Source organism: Variovorax boronicumulans (genome assembly GCF_029892485.1).
GTDB lineage: Bacteria > Pseudomonadota > Gammaproteobacteria > Burkholderiales > Burkholderiaceae_C > Variovorax > Variovorax boronicumulans_B.
This window is the reverse complement of record NZ_JARXVG010000016.1, coordinates 1-19,487: the sequence shown is the minus strand read 5'-3', so window position 1 is coordinate 19,487 and position 19,487 is coordinate 1. Positions and strand designations below refer to the sequence as shown.

Below are 19,487 nucleotides of genomic sequence, written 5' to 3'. Positions count from 1 at the left end.
ATATTTGGCTTCCGTGTTGTCCGCTCTCCCCTTGGGGAGAGGGTTAGGGTGAGGGCTTGGGCGGTTGCAAGCGCACTGCCTTTGCAATCGCTGCTGCCCTCACCCCCGCCCTCTCCCCAAGGGGAGAGGGAGCAAGACCACAGACTCAGAAAGGCGAGTTCGGGTGGTAGAAGTCCTTGGCGTTTTCCTTGGTGATCAGCACCGAAGGAATGATCGTCGTCGCCGGCAGCTTCTCGCCCTTCAGGCGCGCTTCGGCCGTGAGCTTGATCGCGTCGTAGATGAACTTGGGCGAGTAGCTCACGTCGGCGCCGATGCGCTTGTCCTTGCCGTCCATGATGGTCTTGACCATGTCCTTGGCGCCCGCACCGCCGAACACGATCTTGATGTCGTCGCGCTTGGCTTGCGCAATCGCCTTGAGCACGCCCACGGCCATGTCGTCGTCGGCCGCCCAGATGGCGTCGATCTGCTTGAAGCGCGTGAGGTAGTCCTGCGTGACCTTGAAGGCGTCGTCGCGGTTCCAGTTGGCGTACTTGGCATCGAGCAGCTTGATGTCGGGGCTGCCCTTGAGCACGGCGTTGAAGGCGTCCATGCGCTCGTTGTCCAGCGTGGTGGCAATGCCGCGCAGCGCGACCACGTTGCCCTTGCCACCCAGCGTCTTCACGATGTACTCGGCGGGGATCTTGCCGAAGGCGGTGTTGTCGCCGGCCACATAGGCGTCCTGCGCGCTGGTGTCGGTGAGGCCACGGTCGACCACGGTGACGTACGCGCCCTTGGCCTTGACCTGCGCGACCGGCTTGGTGAGCGCGGCCGATTCGAACGGGAACACGACCAGCGCATTGATCTTGGTGACGGTCGACAAGTCCTGCAGCTGGTTGGCCTGCTCGGGCGCGTTGGCTGCCGTCTTGATCGTGATCTTCAAGTCCTTGTGTTCCTTCTCCAGGTCCTTCTTCGCCTGGTTGGCCCAGTAGTTGATGCCGCCCATGAAGCTGTGCGTGGCCGCGGGAATCGAAACGCCGAGGTTGACCTTTTCGGCGGCGAGCGCAGGCAGGCTGGCGAACGCTGCAGCGGCAACCGCTGTAAGTGCGATGCGGCGGGTGAAAGTTGTCATGTTGGATGTCTCCTCTTTGGGGGTGGAATGAAACGAGAAAGAACTAGCGACGTCCGCGCTGCAGGAACGCGACGATGATGATCACAAAGCCCTGCACCGCTGCGTTCAAGTACACGCTGATGATGCTGGTGAGGTTCAGGATGTTGCTGATGACCGAGAGCAGGATCGCGCCCACCACCGTGCCGGTGATGCTGCCCGCGCCACCCTTCAATGCGGTGCCGCCGACGATCACCGCGGCAATCGCTTCGAGCTCCCACAGGAGGCCGGTGGTCGGCGAAGCGGAGCCCAGGCGCGGCACGTACAGCAGCGTGGCAATGCCCACGCACACACCGAGCAGCACGTAGGTCATGATCTTCACGCGGTCCACATCCACGGCCGCATAGCGCGCCACCTGCTCGTTCGAGCCGATGGCCTGCACGTAGCGCCCGTAGGCCGTGCGGTTCAGGATGACGCCGCCGATGATCGCGACGATCACGAACACCCACACCGGCACCGGAATGCCCGCGAGACTCGCGTAATACACAGGCGCATAGAGGTCCGACAGTTCGTTGTCGAGCGTGAGCGCACCGCCATCGGCGAAGTACGTGAGGTACGCGCGAAAGATGCCCAGCGTGCCCAGCGTCACGATGAAAGGCTCGATGCGCCCCTTGGTGATCAGGAGGCCGTGTGCAAGCCCGAACACCGCGCCGAGCACGATGGCCAGCACCGCGCCCATCACCACCGCCAGCATCGGCGAGCCCGAGGCGGGGCCGGCCCAGTTGATGAACATGATCACGCTGCCCGCGATGAGCGCGGCCATGGAGCCCACCGACAGGTCGATGCCGCCCGAGATGATCACGAAGCACATGCCCACCGCGATGATGCCGATGAAAGCCGTGCGCGTGAGCACGTTCATCGCGTTGTCGACGGTGGCGAAGTCGCCGTTGAGCAGCGTGCCCGCAATGCACAGCAGCACGAGGCCGATGACCGGGCCGAGGCCGTGCAGGCGTGCGATCCAGCCTGGCTTCGCTTCGCTGCGGTGCGCGGCTTCTTCAGGCTGCGGCGGGGGTGTCTGCGGTTGCTGTGGCATGAGCGATGAGCTCCTCTTCAGTCAAATGGTCTGCGTCGAGCGTGGCAACCAGTTTTCCTGCGCGCATCACCGCGACGCGGTGGCACAGGCCGATCAGTTCCATCAGCTCCGACGAGACGACGATCACCGCGAGCCCTTCTCGGGCGAGTCGCTGGATCAGGAAATAGATGTCGCGCTTGGCGCCCACGTCCACGCCGCGCGTGGGCTCGTCGAGCACCACCACCTTCGGCTGCGGCTGCAGCACCTTAGCCAGCGCGAGCTTCTGCTGGTTGCCGCCCGAGAGCGACGAGGCCTTGACGTCGAGCGAGCCGGTGCGGATGCCGTAGTCCTTCACCGCCTCGGCCAGCGCGCCGCGCTCGGCTTCGGGCTGCAGCCAGGGCTTGGCATAGCGCTCGAGCGCCATCAGCGTGAGGTTCTGGCGGAGGCCAAAGTTGACATGCAGGCCCTTGCCCTTGCGGTCTTCGCTGAGGTACGTGAGGCCATGCCTGGCGGCATCGCGCGGATTGCGCCAGCCCTTGTTGTGGGGCACCGGTTTGCCGAGCATCTCGACGCTGCCGCTCGCGGGGCGAAGGCCCAGGAGCCCTTCGAACAGTTCGGTGCGACCGGCGCCGACCAGGCCCGCGAAGCCGAGGATTTCGCCGGGGCGCACCTCGAAGCTCGCGTCCTGCGCCCAACCGGGCACGTTGAAGTTGCGCACGCGCATGGCGGGCGCATCGGCCGCCACGACGAGGTCGCGTGGCGGATACAGGTCGGCGAGTTCGCGGCCCACCATCAGGTTGGCCATCTGGTGGCGGGTGACGTCGGGCGTGAGCGCACGGGCGACGAAGCGGCCGTCGCGCATGACGATCACTTCGTCGGTCACCTGCTCCACTTCGTCGAGCTTGTGCGAGATGTAGACGATGGTCACGCCATCGGCGCGCAACTGCGCGATGAGCTTGAACAGCCGCTCGGTCTCGCCGGGCGTGAGCGTGGCGGTGGGCTCGTCCATGATGAGCAGGCGGGCGCGGCGGGCGATGGCCTTGGCGATCTCCACGAGCTGCTTCTCGGCGACGATGAGCTTGCGCACCTTGGTGCGCGGATCGACCTGCAGGCCGACGGCGGCGAGCGCGGCAGCGGCGTCGCGCTCCATCGAGATGTCGTCGAGCAGCCAGCCCTTCTTCTTTTCGTGGCCCAGAAAGATGTTCTGCGCCACGCTCAGGTCTTCGGCGAGGTTGAACTCCTGGTGGATCAGCACGATGCCCAGCGCCTCGGCATCGCGCGAGCTCGTGAACTGCTGCGGCTGGCCATTGATGCGCAGCGTGCCGCCGGTGAGCTGTTCATACCCCGCGAGGATCTTCATCAGCGTGGACTTGCCCGCGCCGTTCTCGCCGAGGAGGCCGTACACGTGGCCGGGCGCGAGTGCGAAGCTCACGCCGTGCAGCACCTGTACGGGGCCGAAGGCCTTCACCACGCCGTCGAACTCGACGGCGACGCTGCCTTTGGTGCTGGTGTTGATGTCTGCACTCATGGCGCCACTCCGCGAACTTTCAGGGTCTCGTGCATCGCGAGCACGCCGGCACCGATCAGGCCGCCTTGCGTGCCGAGCGGCGTGTACTGGATCTCCAGGTGCCGCGTGGAAAGTGCCAGCGAGCGCTGGTACACGCTCTGCCGCACGGCCGCGAGAAACAGCGGCCCGATGCGCGTGATGCCGCCGCCGATGAACACGTGCGACGGGTTGAAGAAATTGACGACCGACGCGAGCATCTGCCCGATCAGGCTGCCCGCGCGCTGGATGATGCCGTTGGCCGCGGTGTCGCCGCCGCGGCTGGCCTGGCCCACATCGATCGCGTCGATGCGGCCGTGCACGCGCAGGCACTCGGCCAGCACCTCGCTCTCGCCCGCCTCGGCCGCCTGCATCGCCATGCGCGTGATCGCCGGGCCGGCCGCCATCGCCTCGACGCAGCCGAGGTTGCCACAGTGGCAGCGGGGGCCTTCCTGGTCGACGCAGATGTGGCCCACGTCGCCGGCCGAGCCCGCGGCGCCGCGGTACACCTCGCCATGGCAGACGATGCCGCAGCCGATGCCGGTGCCGATCTTGATGACGAGGAAGTTGGTGAGCGAGCGCTTCAGGCGCCAGAGTTCGCCCAGCGCCATGAGGTTCACGTCGTTGTCGACGAAGACGGGCGCAGCGTAGTCCTCGCGCAGGTAGTCGCGGATCGAGAAGCTGTCCCACGCCGGCATCAGCGGCGGGTTCACCAGCTGGCCGATCTCGAAGTTGACGGGTCCGGGCACGCCGATGCCGATGCCCAGCACGCTCTTGGCGCTATGGCCGCAGCGGGCGAGCAGTTCGCGCATCAGCGTGCGGACGCGGGCGAGCACGACCGCCGGGCCGTCGCGCACGTCGGCGGGTTCGTCGTGCTGGGCGAGCACGGTGAGGTCGGGTCGCAGCACCGCCACGTCGAGGCTGGTGGCGCCGATGTCGATGCCGACGAGCACGCCGAGGCCGGCATGCAGCTGGAGGTTTTCGGCGCGGCGCCCGCCGGAGGAACGTTGCAGGCCCGCTTCGGCCAAGAGGCCCTGGTCGACAAGGCCGGCGATCAAGGCGTTGGCCTTGCTCTTGGAGAAGCCGAGTTGTTCGGCCATGGCATGGCGCGAGCCGCCGGCCGACCAGAAGGTCGTTTCCAGCAACCGCATTTCATCCGCAGTGATGCCACTCCAGGGTGCCACGCGCTTGTCTCCGTGTTCTTTTGCTCTGTCGTCCCGCAGCCTCGGGCTGTCGGGCGAACGCGAATACTAGGGGCAGGGCTTCAGCCGGACAAGGCTGAACTTCGACCAAGTTCAGATCGAAGATGGCTTGATGTGTATCTCCAGACGCAAAAAAGCCGCCCGAAGGCGGCTTTTCCTGGGAAGAAGCGCTCGCGCGCTTGCTTACTTCTTCTGGCGGTACTTGCGTAGCGCAGCGATCTGCGCGGCCATCACGGCCAGTTCCGACTGCGCCATCGCGATGTCGATGTCGCTCTTCGCGTTCTTGAGCGCTTCCTCGGCCGCAGCCTTGGCGACGTTGGCCTTTTCATCGTCGAGGTCCTTGCCGCGGATCGCGGTGTCGGACAGCACGGTGACGGCGTTCGGCTGCACTTCGAGAATGCCGCCGGCCACGAAGACGAACTCTTCGCCGCCGTCAGCCGTTTCGATGCGCACGGCGCCGGGGCGGATGCGCGTGATCAGCGGGGTGTGGCGCGGATAGATGCCGAGCTCACCGGCTTCACCGGGCAGCGCGACGAACTTGGCTTCGCCCGAGAAGATCGACTCTTCCGCGCTGACCACGTCGACGTGAATGGTGTTTGCCATCTGAGTTCCTCTATGGCCTTAGGCCATCTTCTTGGCTTTTTCGAACGCTTCGTCGATGGTGCCCACCATGTAGAACGCTTGCTCCGGCAGGTGGTCGGCTTCGCCGTTCACGATCATCTTGAAGCCGCGGATCGTTTCCGACAGCGGCACGTACTTGCCCGGCGAACCCGTGAACACTTCGGCCACGTGGAACGGCTGCGACAGGAAACGCTGGATCTTGCGGGCGCGGGCCACGGCGAGCTTGTCGTCGGGAGCCAGTTCGTCCATGCCCAGAATCGCGATGATGTCGCGCAGTTCCTTGTAGCGCTGCAGCGTGCCTTGCACGGCGCGGGCCACGTTGTAGTGCTCTTCGCCGACCACGTTCGGGTCGAGCTGGCGCGAGGTCGAGTCCAGCGGGTCCACGGCGGGGTAGATACCGAGCGAAGCGATGTCGCGCGACAGCACCACGGTCGAGTCCAAGTGGGCGAAGGTGGTGGCGGGCGACGGGTCGGTCAAGTCGTCGGCCGGCACGTACACGGCCTGGATCGAGGTGATCGAGCCGACCTTGGTCGAGGTGATCCGCTCTTGCAGGCGGCCCATTTCCTCGGCCAGCGTGGGCTGGTAGCCCACGGCGGAAGGCATGCGGCCCAGCAGCGCCGACACTTCGGTACCGGCCAGCGTGTAGCGGTAGATGTTGTCCACGAAGAACAGCACGTCGCGGCCTTCGTCGCGGAACGACTCGGCGATGGTCAGGCCGGTCAGCGCCACACGCAGACGGTTGCCCGGGGGTTCGTTCATCTGGCCGTAGACCATGGCCACCTTCGACTCGGGCAGGTTGTCCAGGTTCACCACGCCGGAGTCGGCCATCTCGTGATAGAAGTCATTGCCTTCGCGGGTACGTTCACCCACACCGGCGAACACCGACAGACCCGAGTGAGCCTTGGCGATGTTGTTGATGAGTTCCATCATGTTCACGGTCTTGCCCACGCCGGCGCCGCCGAACAGGCCCACCTTGCCGCCCTTGGCGAACGGGCACACCAAGTCGATCACCTTGATGCCGGTTTCCAGCAGGTCCTGTGAAGGCGACAGTTCGTCGTACGCGGGGGCCTTGCGGTGGATGGATGCGGTGAGCTCCTGGCTCACTTCGCCGCGCTCGTCGATCGGGCGGCCGAGCACGTCCATGATGCGGCCGAGCGTGGCCTTGCCGACGGGCACGGTGATGGGTGCACCGGTGTTGGTGACGATCAGGCCGCGGCGCAGGCCGTCGGACGAGCCCAGCGCGATGGTACGCACCACGCCGTCGCCCAGCAGTTGCTGAACTTCGAGGGTCAGTCCGCCGCCTTCGAATTTCAAGGCGTCATACACCTTGGGCATCTGGTCACGCGGGAACTCCACGTCGACCACGGCGCCGATACATTGGACAATTTTTCCTTCAGCCATGGCGTTTCCTTCTGGATGGATCTCAATAAATTTGCGACAGGTTCTTGCAGAAGCGTCCTGGTGCCAAAACGGGCCGCTTTTGCAAGAATGCCGGACGGGCCGGCACCCTTGAACTACTTCTTCAGATCAGCACTTCATGGCCGTCGCTTGTGCAGCGAAAGCGTCCGAAGCAGCCTTGCAGGCCTGGCCCAGGGCAGCCTTGTCGGCGCCCATCGAAGCCCAGGTGGCCTTGGTCTGGTCGAGGCTGGCCTTCATCGCATCGGCGGCTGCGCCGCTTTGTGCGCCCACGCAGGTCTGCACCTTCGCCAGGTAGTCGTTGCACTCTTGCGGCAGGTCCGCGGCCGATGCCGTCGGGGCTGCAGCAGGTGCTGCGGCCGGTGCCGGAGCGGCAGGAGCGGGCGCAGCAGGTGCGGCGGCGGGAGCCGGAGCAGCAGCGGGCGCTTCTTCCTTCTTGGAGCAAGCAGTCAGAGCGGCAGCAACAGCCACCAGAACGAGAAGTTTCTTCATGTGCGCAAAGTCCCCTAAAAAGTAGGCCTGTGTTATCGGACGCACAGAGCGCGCCCGTTCGGCAATGTGGCCCGTTGCATTGCCTCGATCAAACGCCGGCGGCCGCTGCCGCACCCGACACGATTTCCGACAGCTCTTTCGTGATGCCGGCCTGGCGGGTCTTGTTGTAGACCAACTTCAGCTCGCTGATCACGTTGCCTGCGTTGTCGGTGGCAGCCTTCATGGCCACCATCCGCGCCGAATGCTCGGACGCCATGTTCTCGGCCACGGCCTGGTAGACCAGCGACTCCACATAGCGAACCAGCAGCTCGTCGATCACGCTTTGCGCATCGGGCTCGTAGATGTAGTCCCACGAATGCTGGCCTTCCTCGACCTTGAGCGAGTCTGCAGCCAGCGGCAGCAGCTGTTCGACGAGCGGCTCCTGCTTGATCGTGTTGATGAACTTCGTGTAGCACAGGTACACGGCCGAGAGCTTGCCTTCCGCGTAAGCGTCGAGCAGGGTCTTGACCGGGCCGATGAGCTTGTCCAGGTGCGGCGTGTCGCCCAGATGGGTGACATGCGCGACCACGCGGGCGCCGATGCGGTTCAGGAAGCCCAGGCCCTTGCTGCCGATGGCGACCGACTCGATGGCCACGCCAGCGGCCTGCGCTTCGCGCAGCTTGATCGTCACGGCGCGCAGCAGGTTGGTGTTCAAACCACCGCACAGCCCCTTGTCGCTCGTCACGATGATGAAGCCGATCGCTTTCGCGTCGCTCTTCTTCATGAATGCGTGCGTGTACTCGGGGTTCGCCTTGCCGAGGTTGGCCGCGATGTTGCGGATCTTCTCGCTGTAGGGGCGGGCGGCACGCATGCGCTCTTGCGCCTTGCGCATCTTGGAAACCGAGACCATTTCCATGGCCTTGGTGATCTTCTTGGTGTTTTCCACCGATTTGATCTTGCCGCGGATTTCCTTACCAGCTGCCATATGAACTCCTTCTTGCGTCGGTCAAGGGGTCGATCAGGCGAACGACTTCTTGAACGAGGTGGCGGCTGCCAGCAGTTCGGCTTCGGCGTCCTGGCAAACCTTCTTGAAGGCTTGCTTCTCGGCGCTGTCGTCCGGCTTGGCGGGCTTCACGTCCCACTTGGCGCCATTCTTTTCCATGGTCTCGAGCAGGGCCGCGTGGCTCGTCTTCAGCAGCTGATGGAAGCCGTGTTCGAACGAGAGCACCTTCTTGACGTCGATGTCGTCCATGAAGCCCTTGTTCACTGCGAACAGCGTGGCATTCATCAACGAGATCGGCAGCGGGCTGTACTGGGTCTGCTTGAGCAGTTCCGTCACGCGCGCACCGCGGTCGAGTTGCTTGCGGGTCGCTTCGTCGAGGTCGGAAGCGAACTGCGCGAACGCGGCCAGTTCACGGTACTGGGCCAGGTCGGTACGGATACCGCCCGACTGGTTCTTGATCAGGTTGGTCTGCGCCGACGAACCCACGCGCGACACCGAGATACCGGCGTTGATGGCGGGACGGATGCCGGCATTGAACAGGCTGGTTTCCAGGAAGATCTGGCCGTCGGTGATCGAGATCACGTTGGTCGGAACGAAAGCGGACACGTCGCCGGCTTGCGTTTCGATGATCGGCAGTGCCGTCAGCGAACCGGTCTTGCCCTTGACTTCACCCTTGGTGAAGGCTTCGACGTAGTCGGCGTTCACGCGGGCTGCGCGCTCGAGCAGGCGGCTGTGGAGATAGAACACGTCGCCGGGGTAGGCTTCGCGGCCTGGCGGGCGGCGCAGCAGCAGCGAGACCTGGCGGTAGGCCACGGCTTGCTTGGACAGGTCGTCATAGACGATCAGCGCGTCCTGGCCGCGGTCGCGGAAGTACTCGCCCATCGTGCAACCCGAGTAGGCCGACACGTACTGCATGGCTGCCGATTCGGAGGCCGATGCGGCCACCACGATGGTGTAGTCCATCGCGCCGGCTTGTTCGAGCGAGCGCACCACGTTCTTGATCGACGAAGCCTTCTGGCCGATCGCAACGTAGACGCAGGTCATGTTCTGACCCTTCTGGTTGATGATCGCGTCGATCGCCACGGCCGTCTTGCCGGTCTGGCGGTCGCCGATGATCAGCTCGCGCTGGCCACGGCCGACGGGCACCATCGAGTCGATGGACTTCAGGCCGGTCTGCATCGGCTGGTCGACGGACTTCCGTGCGATCACGCCCGGAGCGACCTTTTCGATCACGTCGGTCATCTTGGCGTTGATCGGACCCTTGCCGTCGATCGGCTGGCCCAGGGCATTCACCACGCGGCCGATGAGCTCGGGGCCGACCGGCACTTCCAGGATGCGGCCCGTGCACTTGACGGTGTCGCCTTCGGAGATGTGCTCGTACTCGCCCAGAATCACGGCGCCGACGGAGTCGCGCTCCAGGTTCAGCGCGAGGCCGAACGACGGCGTGCCGTCCGCCGTGGGCGGGAATTCAAGCATTTCACCCTGCATCGCGTCGGACAGGCCGTGCACGCGCACGATGCCGTCGGTCACCGAAACCACGGTGCCCTCGTTGCGGATGTTGGCGCTGACCCCGAGGCCCTCGATGCGGCTCTTGATCAGTTCGGAAATTTCTGCGGGATTGAGTTGCATGACTCTTTCCTTCTTTCTTTGTAAGGCGATGGAGACCGTCAGGCCGCCAGCGCAACTTTCATTTGTTCAAGGCGCGCTTTGACGGAGGTGTCGAGCACCTCGTCGCCGACCACCACACGAATGCCGCCGATCAGTTCCGGCTCTTGCCGGACCGTGACCTGCAGCTTGCGGCCGAAACGCTTTTCGAGCACAGCCGACACCTTGGCCAGAGCCTCGGCATCGATCGGGAAGGCGCTGTAGACCACGGCGTCGGACGAACCGCTCTTCACGTTGGCCAGTGCCCGGAACTGCTTCGCAATTTCCGGCAGCACCGAAAAACGCCCGTTCTCCAGGAGCGCACCCAGGAAGTTCTGGGCATGGGCGGCCAACGGCGCGCCGAAGGCGCCGGCGACCACACCGAGAACCTGTTCGGCCGTGGCCTTGGGGTTGTCGGCGAATTGCTGGAGCTCGGGGTTGGCCGCGATGGTGGCAACCTTGTCGAGCCAGGCGCTGGCTGCGGCGACGTCGGACGACGAGGCCTTGAAAAGCGCCTCCGCGTAGGGACGTGCAATGGTGGCGAGTTCTGCCATGGCTTCTATCAGAGTTCGGTCTGCAGACGGGCGAGCAAATCGGCGTGGACGCCCGCATTCACTTCCTTGCGCAGAATCTGCTCTGCGCCCTTGACGGCGAGTGCGGCAACCTGCTCGCGCAGGGCTTCACGGGCCTTCAGTGCCTGCTGGTCGGCTTCGACGCGGGCAGCTGCAACGATCTTGTTGCCTTCTTCGGTCGCACGGGCCTTGGCCTCTTCAACGATGGCCTGGGCGCGACGTTCGGCGTCGGCAAGACGTTGCGCGGACTCGTTGCGTGCCTGGCCGAGTTCGGCTTCCACGCGCTTGTTGGCGGCGGACAGCTCGGACTTGGCCTTGTCGGCGGCAGCGAGGCCTTCGGCGATCTTCGCAGCGCGGTCGTCCAGCGCCTTCGCGATCGGCGGCCACACGAACTTCATCGTGAACCCGACCAGGATCAGGAACACGATCATCTGAACGATCAGGGTACCGGTAATGCTCACTTTTCACCCTCTCTTTGGGATTGAATGCGAAGCCATTCCACAGAGGGGAACGACGACACGGGTCCGACGAGAAAGACTTACTTCGGCAGGTTGGCGATTTGCGCCAGGAACGGGTTGGCCGTTGCGAACCACAGGGCGATACCGGTGCCGATAATGAAAGCAGCGTCGATCAGGCCGGCCAGCAGGAACATCTTGGTCTGGAGTTCGCCCATGAGTTCAGGCTGACGTGCGGCCGACTCGAGGTACTTGCTGCCCATGATGCCGATGCCGATACATGCGCCCACAGCGCCCAGACCGATGATCAGGCCGGCGGCCAGTGCAACAAAGCTAATAACTTCCATGATGACTCCTAGAGGACTTTGGTTGAAGAGAAAACGAAAAACAGAAACGAAACGGGATGATCAGTGCGATCAATGGTGATCGTGGGCCTGGCCGATGTAGACCAGCGTCAGCATCATGAACACGAAGGCTTGCAGCGTGATGATCAGGATGTGGAAGATGGCCCAGGCCGTGCCCGCGATGATGTGGCCGATGGCCAGGCCGATGCCGGTGGCCGACAGCGTGAAGGCGCCACCCATCAGGGCGATCAGCAGGAAGATCAGTTCGCCGGCGTACATGTTGCCGAACAGCCGCATGCCGTGAGAGACCGTCTTGGCGACGAACTCGATCATCTGCATGGCGAAGTTGAAGGGGTACAGCGCCCAGTGGTTGCCGAAAGGTGCGGTGAACAGTTCGTGGATCCAGCCGCCGGCGCCCTTGATCTTGATGTTGTAGTAGATGCAGATCAGCAGCACCGCCACCGACATGCCCATCGTCACCGAGAGGTCGGCCGTGGGCACGACGCGCAGGTAGGCGTGGTGCGGGTCTGCGCCGGCAATGCCGAAGATCTTGGCCCAGATCGCCGGGAACAAATCGACCGGGAACAGGTCCATTGCGTTCAGCAGGAAGATCCAGACGAAGATGGTGAGCGCCAACGGGGCGACGAACTTGCGGCTCGTGGCGTTGTGCACGATGCCCTTGGCTTGCTGGTCGACCATTTCAACCAACAACTCGACGGCAGCCTGGAAACGGCCCGGAACGCCCGACGTGGCCTTGCGCGCAGCCAGCCAGAGCAACCAGCAACCCAGGATACCCAGGGAGATGGAGAAAAACAGCGAATCGAAGTTGAAGACCGAAAGGTCGGCCACACCTGCAGGCTTGGAGCTTTGCAGATGCGTCAAGTGGTGAACGATGTATTCACCAGCGGTCTGACCATGTTCCGCAGCGTTTTCAGCAGCCATTCCGTTACTCGTCTCGTTGTTGCCGGCGCCGGGGCGAGAACATCACCGCCAACCAGGCCGCCTTCATTGTCACCACCAAGCCGACCAGCATTGCGGGCCAGCTCAGCGCCGTTATCAGCCTTGGCGCGGCGATCAGCATCGCCACGGACAAGGCCATCTTGACCATTTCCCAGAGGAAGAACCCAAACACCGCGGTGCCCGGATTCAGGGAAGAGAACCTGCCGGTCAGCCCACGTGCGAACACCGCCGCTGGAATGACCACCGCGATCGCGCCGTAAGCGGCGGACCAACCCAGATTTTGCCTCCCCGTCAGTCCCCAGATGGCCAAAGCCACCACCAGACCGACAACCAACTGACCCGCGACCACCCGCCAAGGGGAGACCGAAGGGTTCTTTGCTCGCAGTTCACGCGCCTCATCGGCGGTCAACGGCTTGAATTCTGCGTCGAGGTCTTCAGTGACCTCCGTGTCCTGCCGGGCGATTGTTTTCATGTCGAATGAAGCCCGGATAACGACCCAGAATTTCTACAAAGCCATTGATTATAAGTAAAAACCCAGCCTGTCCCGCCACATCAGCGTCGCGTTCGTGAATTGATGGCCCCATGACCTGACGCGAACCCGACTTGGCGCACGGAACCATAATTCCTTCATGCACCCTATCACCGACGCCCTGCCAGCCACGCTTTGCTACCTCGACGGCGAGTACACCGCCCTCTGCGACGCGAAGATCAGCGTTCTGGATCGCGGCTTCATTTTCGGCGACGGCATCTACGAAGTCGTTCCCGTCTACGGCGGCCAGCCCTTCTGCTTCGAGGAACACATGGCGCGCCTGGACCGGTCGCTGGCCGAGCTCCAGATTGCCAACCCGCTCTCCCTCGCCCAATGGCGCGAGATCGTGATGCGGCTGATTGCTCCGGGCGGCCCCGCACCGCAAGCCGTCTACTTCCAGATCACCCGTGGCGTCGCGCCGCGCGACCATGCGATGGTCAAGGGCCTCACGCCCACGGTCTTCGTGATGGTGAACCCGCTGCCGCCCGTGTCCGACGCGGTGCGCGCCAAGGGCGTGACCTGCGTGACGGCAGACGACTTCCGATGGCAGAAGGCCCACATCAAGAGCACCAGCCTGCTGGGCGCCGTGCTCTCCCGGCAGATCAGCGTGGAAGCCGGGGCGGCAGAGACCGTCATGTTCCGCGGCGACTGGCTCAGCGAGGCGTCGTCGAGCAACGTGTGGATCGTGAAGGACGGCGTGCTCATCGGCCCACCCAAGGACAACCTCGTGCTGACCGGCATCCGCTACGGCCTGCTCGAGCGCCTGTGCCGGGAAGGCGGCATTCCCTTTGCGCTGCGGCGCGTGTCGCGCGACGAAGTGTTCGGCGCCGACGAGCTGATCCTGTCCTCGGCCAGCAAGGAAGTGCTGCCCGTCACCACGCTCGATGGCAAGACCATTGGCAACGGCCATCCCGGCCCCATCTACAAGAGCTTGTATGCCGCCTACCAGCAGGCCAAGCAACGCAACGCTGAGAAGCAAGGAGCCACTGCATGACCGAGAACACCACTGACGCAGTCACCGCGCCCATTCCCGATCCGCGCAAGGAATCGCTGATCGAATACCCCTCGCAGTTCCCGATCAAGGTCATGGGCGCCAAGACCGATGGCCTGGTGCACGCGATCACGCAGATTGCCGAGCAATTCGACCCGACCTTCGACGCCACCACGGTCGAGCTGCGCGACAGCAAGGCGGGCAACTACCTCGGCGTGACGATCACCGTCACAGCCACCAGCCGCGAGCAGCTCGACGATCTCTATCGCGCGCTCTCGGGGCATCCGTCGGTCAAGGTCGTTCTTTGATTTGAGACCTTGATGACGACGGTCGCAGACCTCCCGGTGAGCCCAGCCATCGCCCTGCAGTGGCTGGGCCGCGTCGACTACGCCGAGGCCTTCGCGGCGATGAAGCAGTTCACGCTGGAGCGCTCGGCCGAGACGACGGACACGCTATGGGTTTGCGAGCACGCCCCCGTGTTCACACAGGGCGTTGCCGGCAAGCAGGACCACATCCTGAACCCCGGCGACATCCCCGTGGTGCAGACCGACCGCGGTGGCCAAGTCACCTTCCACGGCCCGGGCCAGGTGGTGGCGTATCCGCTCATCGACCTGCGCCGCGCCGGCTACTTCGTCAAGGAATACGTCTACCGCATCGAGGAATCGGTGCTGCGCACGCTCGCGCATTTCGGTGCGACCGGCCACCGCGTGCCGGGCGCGCCGGGCATCTATGTGCGGCTGGACGATCCGTTCTCGCACGCCGCGCTCACTGGCCCGCTGCCTGCCAGCGACCCGTTCCGCGGCCTCGGCAAGATCGCAGCGCTGGGCATCAAGGTGAGCCGGCACGCCACCTATCACGGCGTCGCGCTCAACGTCGGCATGGACCTCGAACCCTTCTCGCGCATCAACCCTTGCGGCTATGCGGGGCTGCAAACGGTGGACCTTTCTACAATCGGCATTCAAACCACATGGGAAGAAGCTGCCACGGTGCTGAGCCAGAAGCTCTCCACGTTCCTGGCGCCTTGACATACCAATGAGCACCACCGAAGTCGTCCGCGACGCCCAGAGCGCCGAAACCTACAACCCGCTGGCCAAGCAGAAGGCGGCGGCCAAGCTCTCGCGCATTCCCGTCAAGGTGGTGCAAACCGGCGAAGTGCTCAAGAAGCCCGAGTGGATCCGCGTGAAGGCCGGCAGCCCCACCACGCGCTTCTACGAGATCAAGCAGATCCTGCGCGAGAGCAACCTGCACACCGTCTGCGAAGAAGCCTCCTGCCCGAACATCGGCGAATGCTTCGGCAACGGCACGGCCACCTTCATGATCATGGGCGACAAGTGCACCCGCCGCTGCCCGTTCTGCGACGTGGGCCACGGCCGCCCCGACCCGCTGGACAAGGACGAGCCGCTCAACCTCGCCAAGACCATCGCCAAGCTGCGCCTGAAGTACGTGGTGATCACCAGCGTCGACCGCGACGACCTGCGCGACGGCGGCAGCCAGCATTTCGTCGATTGCATCAAGAACATCCGCGAGCTTTCGCCGATGACGCAGATCGAGATCCTCGTGCCCGACTTCCGCGGCCGCGACGACCGCGCGCTCGAGATCCTGAAGGCGGCGCCGCCGGACGTGATGAACCACAACCTCGAAACCGCGCCGCGCCTTTACAAGGAAGCGCGCCCCGGCAGCGACTACCAGTTCAGCCTGAACCTGCTCAAGAAGTTCAAGGCGCTGCACCCCAACGTGCCGACCAAGAGCGGCATCATGGTGGGCCTCGGTGAAACCGACGAAGAGATCCTGCAGGTGATGCGCGACATGCGCGCCCACGACATCGACATGCTGACCATCGGCCAGTACCTGTCACCGTCGGGCTCGCACCTGCCGGTGCGCCGCTATGTGCACCCGGACACGTTCAAGATGTTCGAGGAAGAGGCCTACAAGATGGGCTTCAGCCATGCGGCTGTGGGGGCGATGGTGCGGTCGAGTTATCACGCGGATCAGCAGGCGCACGCGGCTGGGGTCTAGGTCATCGCTGAGCACGGCAGACTGACGCAAGGAGAGAACGCCGAACGCAGCCTCGGGCGAGCACACTTTCAGTCAAGGCAGTAACACGCCAGGACGACTCATGCAACCGCCAGCGTCCACCGCACTTTACGTCCCTCGTGCAGGGGAAGCTCTTCTCCAACCGCGACTTCAACAGATGCGTGAAGATCGTCCTCAACCAACCAGCGTCCACCGAAGGGGGCTTTCTGCCCGCTTTCGGCCACGGTCAAGGATGTAGCAGGCGCACTGCGATCCGGTGAGTTCACCTCGTCTGACACGGCGGGCTGGAGGAATACATAGCGCTTTTCTTCCTCTGGAATAGCGCCCCCCTCATAGCGATCGTCACGCCAGAGCTGGCGCCAGGTGGTGGGCTCTCCTTTTCCGTGCGTACCATGGCTCGCCATGTTCGGCGCGGCAGTACCGCCGTGCAAATAGGCCATCGTGCCCACTACAGGAAACGGACCTTTGGGCGGCGAAGGCTTGAACAGGTTGATGATCTTCGGAGCAGGCGCGTCGACCGGCTCCCAGATGCCGGAATGCTCGATGACCCTTCCGGTGCGAACCAAGGGAGACTCAGTCGGATCGGGAACCATCGGCAGCGGATCAGGAAAAGTCATACGCTCGAGTTCCGCCTTCAAGTGATCGTTGAGGAAGGTTCGCGCAACTGTTTTTACAGCGCCGTCAAAGTTGGGCTGAATCGCGTTTGGTGAGCATTCGACCCAAGCTTGCGCCAACTGCCCGACCGTCAATGCGTATTCATCCCATAAAGGCGTAGCGTCACGGTTGATGCCGATATCCCCGTCCGCCAGACGCCAAAGCCTTTCCGTTTCGTGATCCAGCGGCCTGTACGCCTGAACCAGTTCAGCGTATGAGGCGTACTTGAATATGCGCTTGTCACCTTGCCTGAGCCTTGACACAGCTTCGTCCAAATTGGCCAGGCCTTTCAGAATCAAGACCAGTTTTGATTCATGAATTCCGGTTTTTTCCTCGAGTCCCCTGGCGCTGGCTTCGCGAAGGCTTTCTTCGGCGATAGCAGACCACGCTTGATAGAAATCCAGAATGCGCTTCCATGCCGTGTACGAAGTCCACCGCTTGAGCGCGTAGAAGATCTGCTTGCGCTCCAATTCATTGGGCAGCGTGGTACCCGTTGGCACTGTCATTTCGTGACCTCTCGGTTTTCCTTGGTCGCCATCTCTCGCGAGCCTAGCCGGGCCGCCTGTACGCTGGCAGCCCCCGGCATGCTGATGTAGCCGTGAATACCGTTGGCATCGGTCCACCCCGTGGGCCTGATTTCGAACGTCATGCCCGTGACAGGGTCCTTCCAGGGCTTCGCTTTGCCGCTGGCAATAACCTCCTCGGCTACGTTGGCCAAGCCGCCCTTGGCTGCGATATCCATGTCGATAACCGCTTGTGGATTGCCACCGGGAAGATACTGACCCGGAATGTTTTTACCGCTCTGTTCTGAAATAGTGCCCACTGCCGCCTTGATGTTGCTGTCCGCCGGAACAGTGCCGACAACCAGGTAGCCGTCGCGATTCCATTCATCAAGTACGGCGGCCTTCTCACGCCACTCCTTGGCGGTCTTCGGCGGACTGCCCAACCCCCACCAGCCGCCCCCCGGGTGACTCTCGTCCAGCTTGTATCTGTGCGTCACCCCCTCGGGGCCAAAGAAGCGATAGATCTGTTCGCCGGGTTTCAACGGGCGGTTGATGATCTTGCCGCTGAAGGCTTCGATCTGTACGTAATGGTCATTCCTGGGATATTTGGTTAAGTCCGGATACCCTGGCTCGTGCTTGTAGACGCCCTCGTACGTTTCTGGCTGGCCGACGATTGCCTCGTTCTTTCGCCAACCATTGGCCGTCCGCGCCGGCAATGCGCCATCCTCAATGAGCCGAGCCTCGTCGGCCCTGGTGACAACGCGTTCACCCGTTGCCACCTCATGCGCTGCCACTCGGCTGGTCGTCTCGCCCCCGCTATGCACATAGGCCTGCATTTCCCTGAGTTTCTGATCAAGCTCTTTCACCGCTTTGACAAGCATGTCCGGCGCCAATTGCTTGAGCGTGGCCACCCCCGCCTTGAGTGTTTCGATGCGATCGTTCAGACTGGCTGGCATCAGATTGCCGGCTTTGCGCTGAATCTGCACCAGCACGCCATTGAGGACCTCCATGAGCTTGTTGAAGCGCTCCAGCAACTTTGCCTGGTAGTCGGCAATACGCAGCGCGAGAAACCATTTCTCTGCATCCTTGAACCCGATTCGGTTGAGGAACGCGATGATTTCCCTGGCACCCTCTTGCAGCTTGGCGGCCTTGGCCGCGCCCACCAATGCTTCGGCCTCCTTGGCGACCTTGACGATGATGCGACCCACGCCCTTGATCACGCCGCCAAACACAGGAATCAAAGCGAACAGGAGCACAACCAACAGCACCCAATCCCTCACCTTCTCGCGCTTCTCGGGGCTCTCGATCAATCCGATCACGACGGCAATCAGGTCACGAACGGCTGTAGCGTCGCCGACCAGCGGAATCATGCCGATCACTGCGTCGACAACAATTTGGGAGAACGAGGCCTTTTCGTTGAACGCTCCTTGAGCCGTCCCCCACAGCCATTGGCCCGATTCGGCCGACCAGGCCTTGAAGCGCGCCCAGCTTTGACCGCCGGGAGCACTGCCAGATGCAGCAGTAGTGTTCGCCATTTCTATTCGTTGCCCTCTTGCTTAGCGGATGACGGTGACTTGAAGTACTTGTCGACAAGGCTGCCGAGTTTCTCGTCGCTGGGATCGGGGTCGTGGCCCGGCGTCGGAGTCTTGTCCTTGCGCGCAAATGCACCCGCCGCCGGCCCGAAGCTCACCGTGCCGCCGAGCGGCACGTCGGCGATGGTCGCGCGCCCCTGGTCGTCAAGAACACCGGAGCGCTCTCCACCCCCAGGCAGCCGGAGAAAGTACTTGGCCCCGGCAAGCCCTTCATCATCGTGATAGCGGTGGTCAAGTTGGACTGTGCCCAGAGGGATATCGCCAACAGGCAACTCCGGCAACTGCGCAGGCTTCCCTCCCGGCCCCACGAAACTCTTGCTCGTCCCCTTCACATCCAGCAACCCCGGCATCTTCAACGTGATGTTCGCCCCATCCAGCTCGATGCTCGTCTGCCCGCCCTTGAGCGTGATCTTCTGCTTGGCCAGCACGTGAATCTCGTCGTTGCTGCTGGTGACCGTGAAGCCTTCCTTGGCCAGCCATTCGAGTTCATCGGTATGCGCCTGCACGCTCACCGGCCCCTCCTGCGCGATGACCTGGATGCCGCCTTCGTGGCTGTACAGCCCCACTGACTTGCCCGCCGCGAAACTCACCGTCTTGCCCGCCGCCATGTGCGCCTGTTCCTGCGCAGTCCAGTGAATCGCCTCGCCCGCATACACCGTCGCGCTCGCAGGCGTTGCCATGTTCAGACTCATGTTCGCGTCCAGCACCATGAGCGGCCGCGCGAAGGCTGGCACCGGGTCCTGGCCTTGACGTGAATCCGCGCCCTCACCGCCCTTCGGCTCCTTTGCATCCTGTCC

General features: G+C 63.5%; 21 protein-coding genes. 4 read left to right on the top strand and 17 right to left on the bottom strand.

Going from position 1 to position 19,487, the window contains the following annotated elements:
• Positions 1-145 precede the first annotated feature (145 nt).
• The 14 genes from M2282_RS27415 to M2282_RS27350 all read right to left on the bottom strand — a co-directional run bounded on the left by M2282_RS27415 (position 146) and on the right by M2282_RS27350 (position 12,859).
• On the bottom strand, positions 146-1,108 hold the full coding sequence (locus tag M2282_RS27415; protein ID WP_280811936.1) for a substrate-binding domain-containing protein: 963 nt from the start codon (positions 1,106-1,108) through the stop codon (positions 146-148).
• A gap of 43 nt (positions 1,109-1,151) precedes the next feature.
• A complete protein-coding gene (locus tag M2282_RS27410) occupies positions 1,152-2,177 on the bottom strand; it encodes an ABC transporter permease (protein ID WP_280811935.1) in 1,026 nt (341 codons plus the stop codon).
• Positions 2,140-3,684, bottom strand: a complete 1,545-nt coding sequence (locus M2282_RS27405; RefSeq protein ID WP_280811934.1) for a sugar ABC transporter ATP-binding protein — start codon at positions 3,682-3,684, stop codon at positions 2,140-2,142. Before M2282_RS27405 ends, M2282_RS27410 begins: the two co-directional genes overlap by 38 nt.
• Positions 3,681-4,850 (bottom strand): ROK family protein, encoded by a 1,170-nt coding sequence (locus M2282_RS27400; protein ID WP_280812025.1) that lies wholly within the window; start codon positions 4,848-4,850, stop codon positions 3,681-3,683. The genes M2282_RS27405 and M2282_RS27400 overlap by 4 nt, the downstream gene beginning before the upstream one ends.
• Positions 4,851-5,084: 234 nt before the next feature.
• Positions 5,085-5,504 carry a F0F1 ATP synthase subunit epsilon gene (locus M2282_RS27395; RefSeq protein WP_013543863.1) on the bottom strand — a complete coding sequence of 140 codons (420 nt, stop codon included), beginning with the start codon at positions 5,502-5,504 and terminating at the stop codon, positions 5,085-5,087.
• Between the two features lie 18 nt (positions 5,505-5,522).
• A complete protein-coding gene (gene atpD / locus M2282_RS27390) occupies positions 5,523-6,923 on the bottom strand; it encodes a F0F1 ATP synthase subunit beta (protein ID WP_280811933.1) in 1,401 nt (466 codons plus the stop codon).
• A 126-nt stretch (positions 6,924-7,049) separates the two neighbouring features.
• Positions 7,050-7,430 carry a hypothetical protein gene (locus tag M2282_RS27385; protein WP_280811932.1) on the bottom strand — a complete coding sequence of 127 codons (381 nt, stop codon included), beginning with the start codon at positions 7,428-7,430 and terminating at the stop codon, positions 7,050-7,052.
• An 88-nt stretch (positions 7,431-7,518) separates the two neighbouring features.
• Positions 7,519-8,394, bottom strand: coding sequence for a F0F1 ATP synthase subunit gamma (gene atpG / locus M2282_RS27380; protein WP_280811931.1), 876 nt, complete (start codon positions 8,392-8,394; stop codon positions 7,519-7,521).
• A 33-nt stretch (positions 8,395-8,427) separates the two neighbouring features.
• Complete coding sequence (gene atpA, locus M2282_RS27375) at positions 8,428-10,041, bottom strand: F0F1 ATP synthase subunit alpha (protein WP_042577547.1); 1,614 nt, start codon at positions 10,039-10,041, stop codon at positions 8,428-8,430.
• A gap of 38 nt (positions 10,042-10,079) precedes the next feature.
• Entirely contained in the window at positions 10,080-10,610 is a 531-nt protein-coding gene (locus M2282_RS27370) for a F0F1 ATP synthase subunit delta (protein WP_280811930.1), read from the bottom strand.
• 8 nt (positions 10,611-10,618) lie between these two features.
• Positions 10,619-11,089, bottom strand: coding sequence for a F0F1 ATP synthase subunit B (locus M2282_RS27365; protein ID WP_007830193.1), 471 nt, complete (start codon positions 11,087-11,089; stop codon positions 10,619-10,621).
• A 77-nt stretch (positions 11,090-11,166) separates the two neighbouring features.
• Positions 11,167-11,430 (bottom strand): F0F1 ATP synthase subunit C, encoded by a 264-nt coding sequence (gene atpE / locus M2282_RS27360; RefSeq protein ID WP_007830191.1) that lies wholly within the window; start codon positions 11,428-11,430, stop codon positions 11,167-11,169.
• A gap of 69 nt (positions 11,431-11,499) precedes the next feature.
• Positions 11,500-12,369 carry a F0F1 ATP synthase subunit A gene (atpB, locus tag M2282_RS27355; protein WP_280811927.1) on the bottom strand — a complete coding sequence of 290 codons (870 nt, stop codon included), beginning with the start codon at positions 12,367-12,369 and terminating at the stop codon, positions 11,500-11,502.
• 4 nt (positions 12,370-12,373) lie between these two features.
• Positions 12,374-12,859: an ATP synthase subunit I gene (locus tag M2282_RS27350; protein ID WP_280811926.1), complete on the bottom strand. Its 486-nt coding sequence runs from the start codon at positions 12,857-12,859 to the stop codon at positions 12,374-12,376.
• Between the two features lie 157 nt (positions 12,860-13,016).
• Here M2282_RS27350 and M2282_RS27345 point away from each other — a divergent pair, with 157 nt between their 5' ends.
• From M2282_RS27345 to lipA, 4 genes are read left to right on the top strand one after another with little or no spacing between them, the layout of a single operon-like run.
• Positions 13,017-13,910: a D-amino acid aminotransferase gene (locus tag M2282_RS27345; RefSeq protein WP_280811925.1), complete on the top strand. Its 894-nt coding sequence runs from the start codon at positions 13,017-13,019 to the stop codon at positions 13,908-13,910.
• Positions 13,907-14,215 carry a YbeD family protein gene (locus tag M2282_RS27340; protein ID WP_280811924.1) on the top strand — a complete coding sequence of 103 codons (309 nt, stop codon included), beginning with the start codon at positions 13,907-13,909 and terminating at the stop codon, positions 14,213-14,215. Before M2282_RS27345 ends, M2282_RS27340 begins: the two co-directional genes overlap by 4 nt.
• Positions 14,216-14,227: 12 nt before the next feature.
• Entirely contained in the window at positions 14,228-14,932 is a 705-nt protein-coding gene (lipB, locus tag M2282_RS27335) for a lipoyl(octanoyl) transferase LipB (protein WP_280811923.1), read from the top strand.
• Between the two features lie 7 nt (positions 14,933-14,939).
• Complete coding sequence (lipA, locus tag M2282_RS27330) at positions 14,940-15,923, top strand: lipoyl synthase (RefSeq protein WP_280811922.1); 984 nt, start codon at positions 14,940-14,942, stop codon at positions 15,921-15,923.
• A gap of 98 nt (positions 15,924-16,021) precedes the next feature.
• Here lipA and M2282_RS27325 read toward each other — a convergent pair whose 3' ends face one another.
• The 3 genes from M2282_RS27325 to M2282_RS27315 form a co-directional block, all read right to left on the bottom strand.
• Complete coding sequence (locus M2282_RS27325) at positions 16,022-17,101, bottom strand: Imm71 family immunity protein (RefSeq protein ID WP_280811921.1); 1,080 nt, start codon at positions 17,099-17,101, stop codon at positions 16,022-16,024.
• Positions 17,098-18,633 carry a hypothetical protein gene (locus M2282_RS27320; RefSeq protein ID WP_280811920.1) on the bottom strand — a complete coding sequence of 512 codons (1,536 nt, stop codon included), beginning with the start codon at positions 18,631-18,633 and terminating at the stop codon, positions 17,098-17,100. Before M2282_RS27320 ends, M2282_RS27325 begins: the two co-directional genes overlap by 4 nt.
• A 2-nt stretch (positions 18,634-18,635) precedes the next feature.
• Positions 18,636-19,487, bottom strand: an 852-nt coding sequence (locus M2282_RS27315) for a DUF2345 domain-containing protein (protein WP_280811919.1), incomplete at its 5' end; no start/stop codon positions are given.

Coding starts and splice junctions, on each gene's coding strand:
- M2282_RS27415 (WP_280811936.1), bottom strand. CDS start 1,108: ATGACAACTTTCACCCGCCGCATCGCACTTACAGCGGTTGCCGCTGCA.
- M2282_RS27410 (WP_280811935.1), bottom strand. CDS start 2,177: ATGCCACAGCAACCGCAGACACCCCCGCCGCAGCCTGAAGAAGCCGCG.
- M2282_RS27405 (WP_280811934.1), bottom strand. CDS start 3,684: ATGAGTGCAGACATCAACACCAGCACCAAAGGCAGCGTCGCCGTCGAG.
- M2282_RS27400 (WP_280812025.1), bottom strand. CDS start 4,850: ATGCGGTTGCTGGAAACGACCTTCTGGTCGGCCGGCGGCTCGCGCCAT.
- M2282_RS27395 (WP_013543863.1), bottom strand. CDS start 5,504: ATGGCAAACACCATTCACGTCGACGTGGTCAGCGCGGAAGAGTCGATC.
- atpD (WP_280811933.1), bottom strand. CDS start 6,923: ATGGCTGAAGGAAAAATTGTCCAATGTATCGGCGCCGTGGTCGACGTG.
- M2282_RS27385 (WP_280811932.1), bottom strand. CDS start 7,430: ATGAAGAAACTTCTCGTTCTGGTGGCTGTTGCTGCCGCTCTGACTGCT.
- atpG (WP_280811931.1), bottom strand. CDS start 8,394: ATGGCAGCTGGTAAGGAAATCCGCGGCAAGATCAAATCGGTGGAAAAC.
- atpA (WP_042577547.1), bottom strand. CDS start 10,041: ATGCAACTCAATCCCGCAGAAATTTCCGAACTGATCAAGAGCCGCATC.
- M2282_RS27370 (WP_280811930.1), bottom strand. CDS start 10,610: ATGGCAGAACTCGCCACCATTGCACGTCCCTACGCGGAGGCGCTTTTC.
- atpE (WP_007830191.1), bottom strand. CDS start 11,430: ATGGAAGTTATTAGCTTTGTTGCACTGGCCGCCGGCCTGATCATCGGT.
- atpB (WP_280811927.1), bottom strand. CDS start 12,369: ATGGCTGCTGAAAACGCTGCGGAACATGGTCAGACCGCTGGTGAATAC.
- M2282_RS27350 (WP_280811926.1), bottom strand. CDS start 12,859: ATGAAAACAATCGCCCGGCAGGACACGGAGGTCACTGAAGACCTCGAC.
- M2282_RS27345 (WP_280811925.1), top strand. CDS start 13,017: ATGCACCCTATCACCGACGCCCTGCCAGCCACGCTTTGCTACCTCGAC.
- M2282_RS27340 (WP_280811924.1), top strand. CDS start 13,907: ATGACCGAGAACACCACTGACGCAGTCACCGCGCCCATTCCCGATCCG.
- lipB (WP_280811923.1), top strand. CDS start 14,228: ATGACGACGGTCGCAGACCTCCCGGTGAGCCCAGCCATCGCCCTGCAG.
- lipA (WP_280811922.1), top strand. CDS start 14,940: ATGAGCACCACCGAAGTCGTCCGCGACGCCCAGAGCGCCGAAACCTAC.
- M2282_RS27325 (WP_280811921.1), bottom strand. CDS start 17,101: ATGACAGTGCCAACGGGTACCACGCTGCCCAATGAATTGGAGCGCAAG.
- M2282_RS27320 (WP_280811920.1), bottom strand. CDS start 18,633: ATGGCGAACACTACTGCTGCATCTGGCAGTGCTCCCGGCGGTCAAAGC.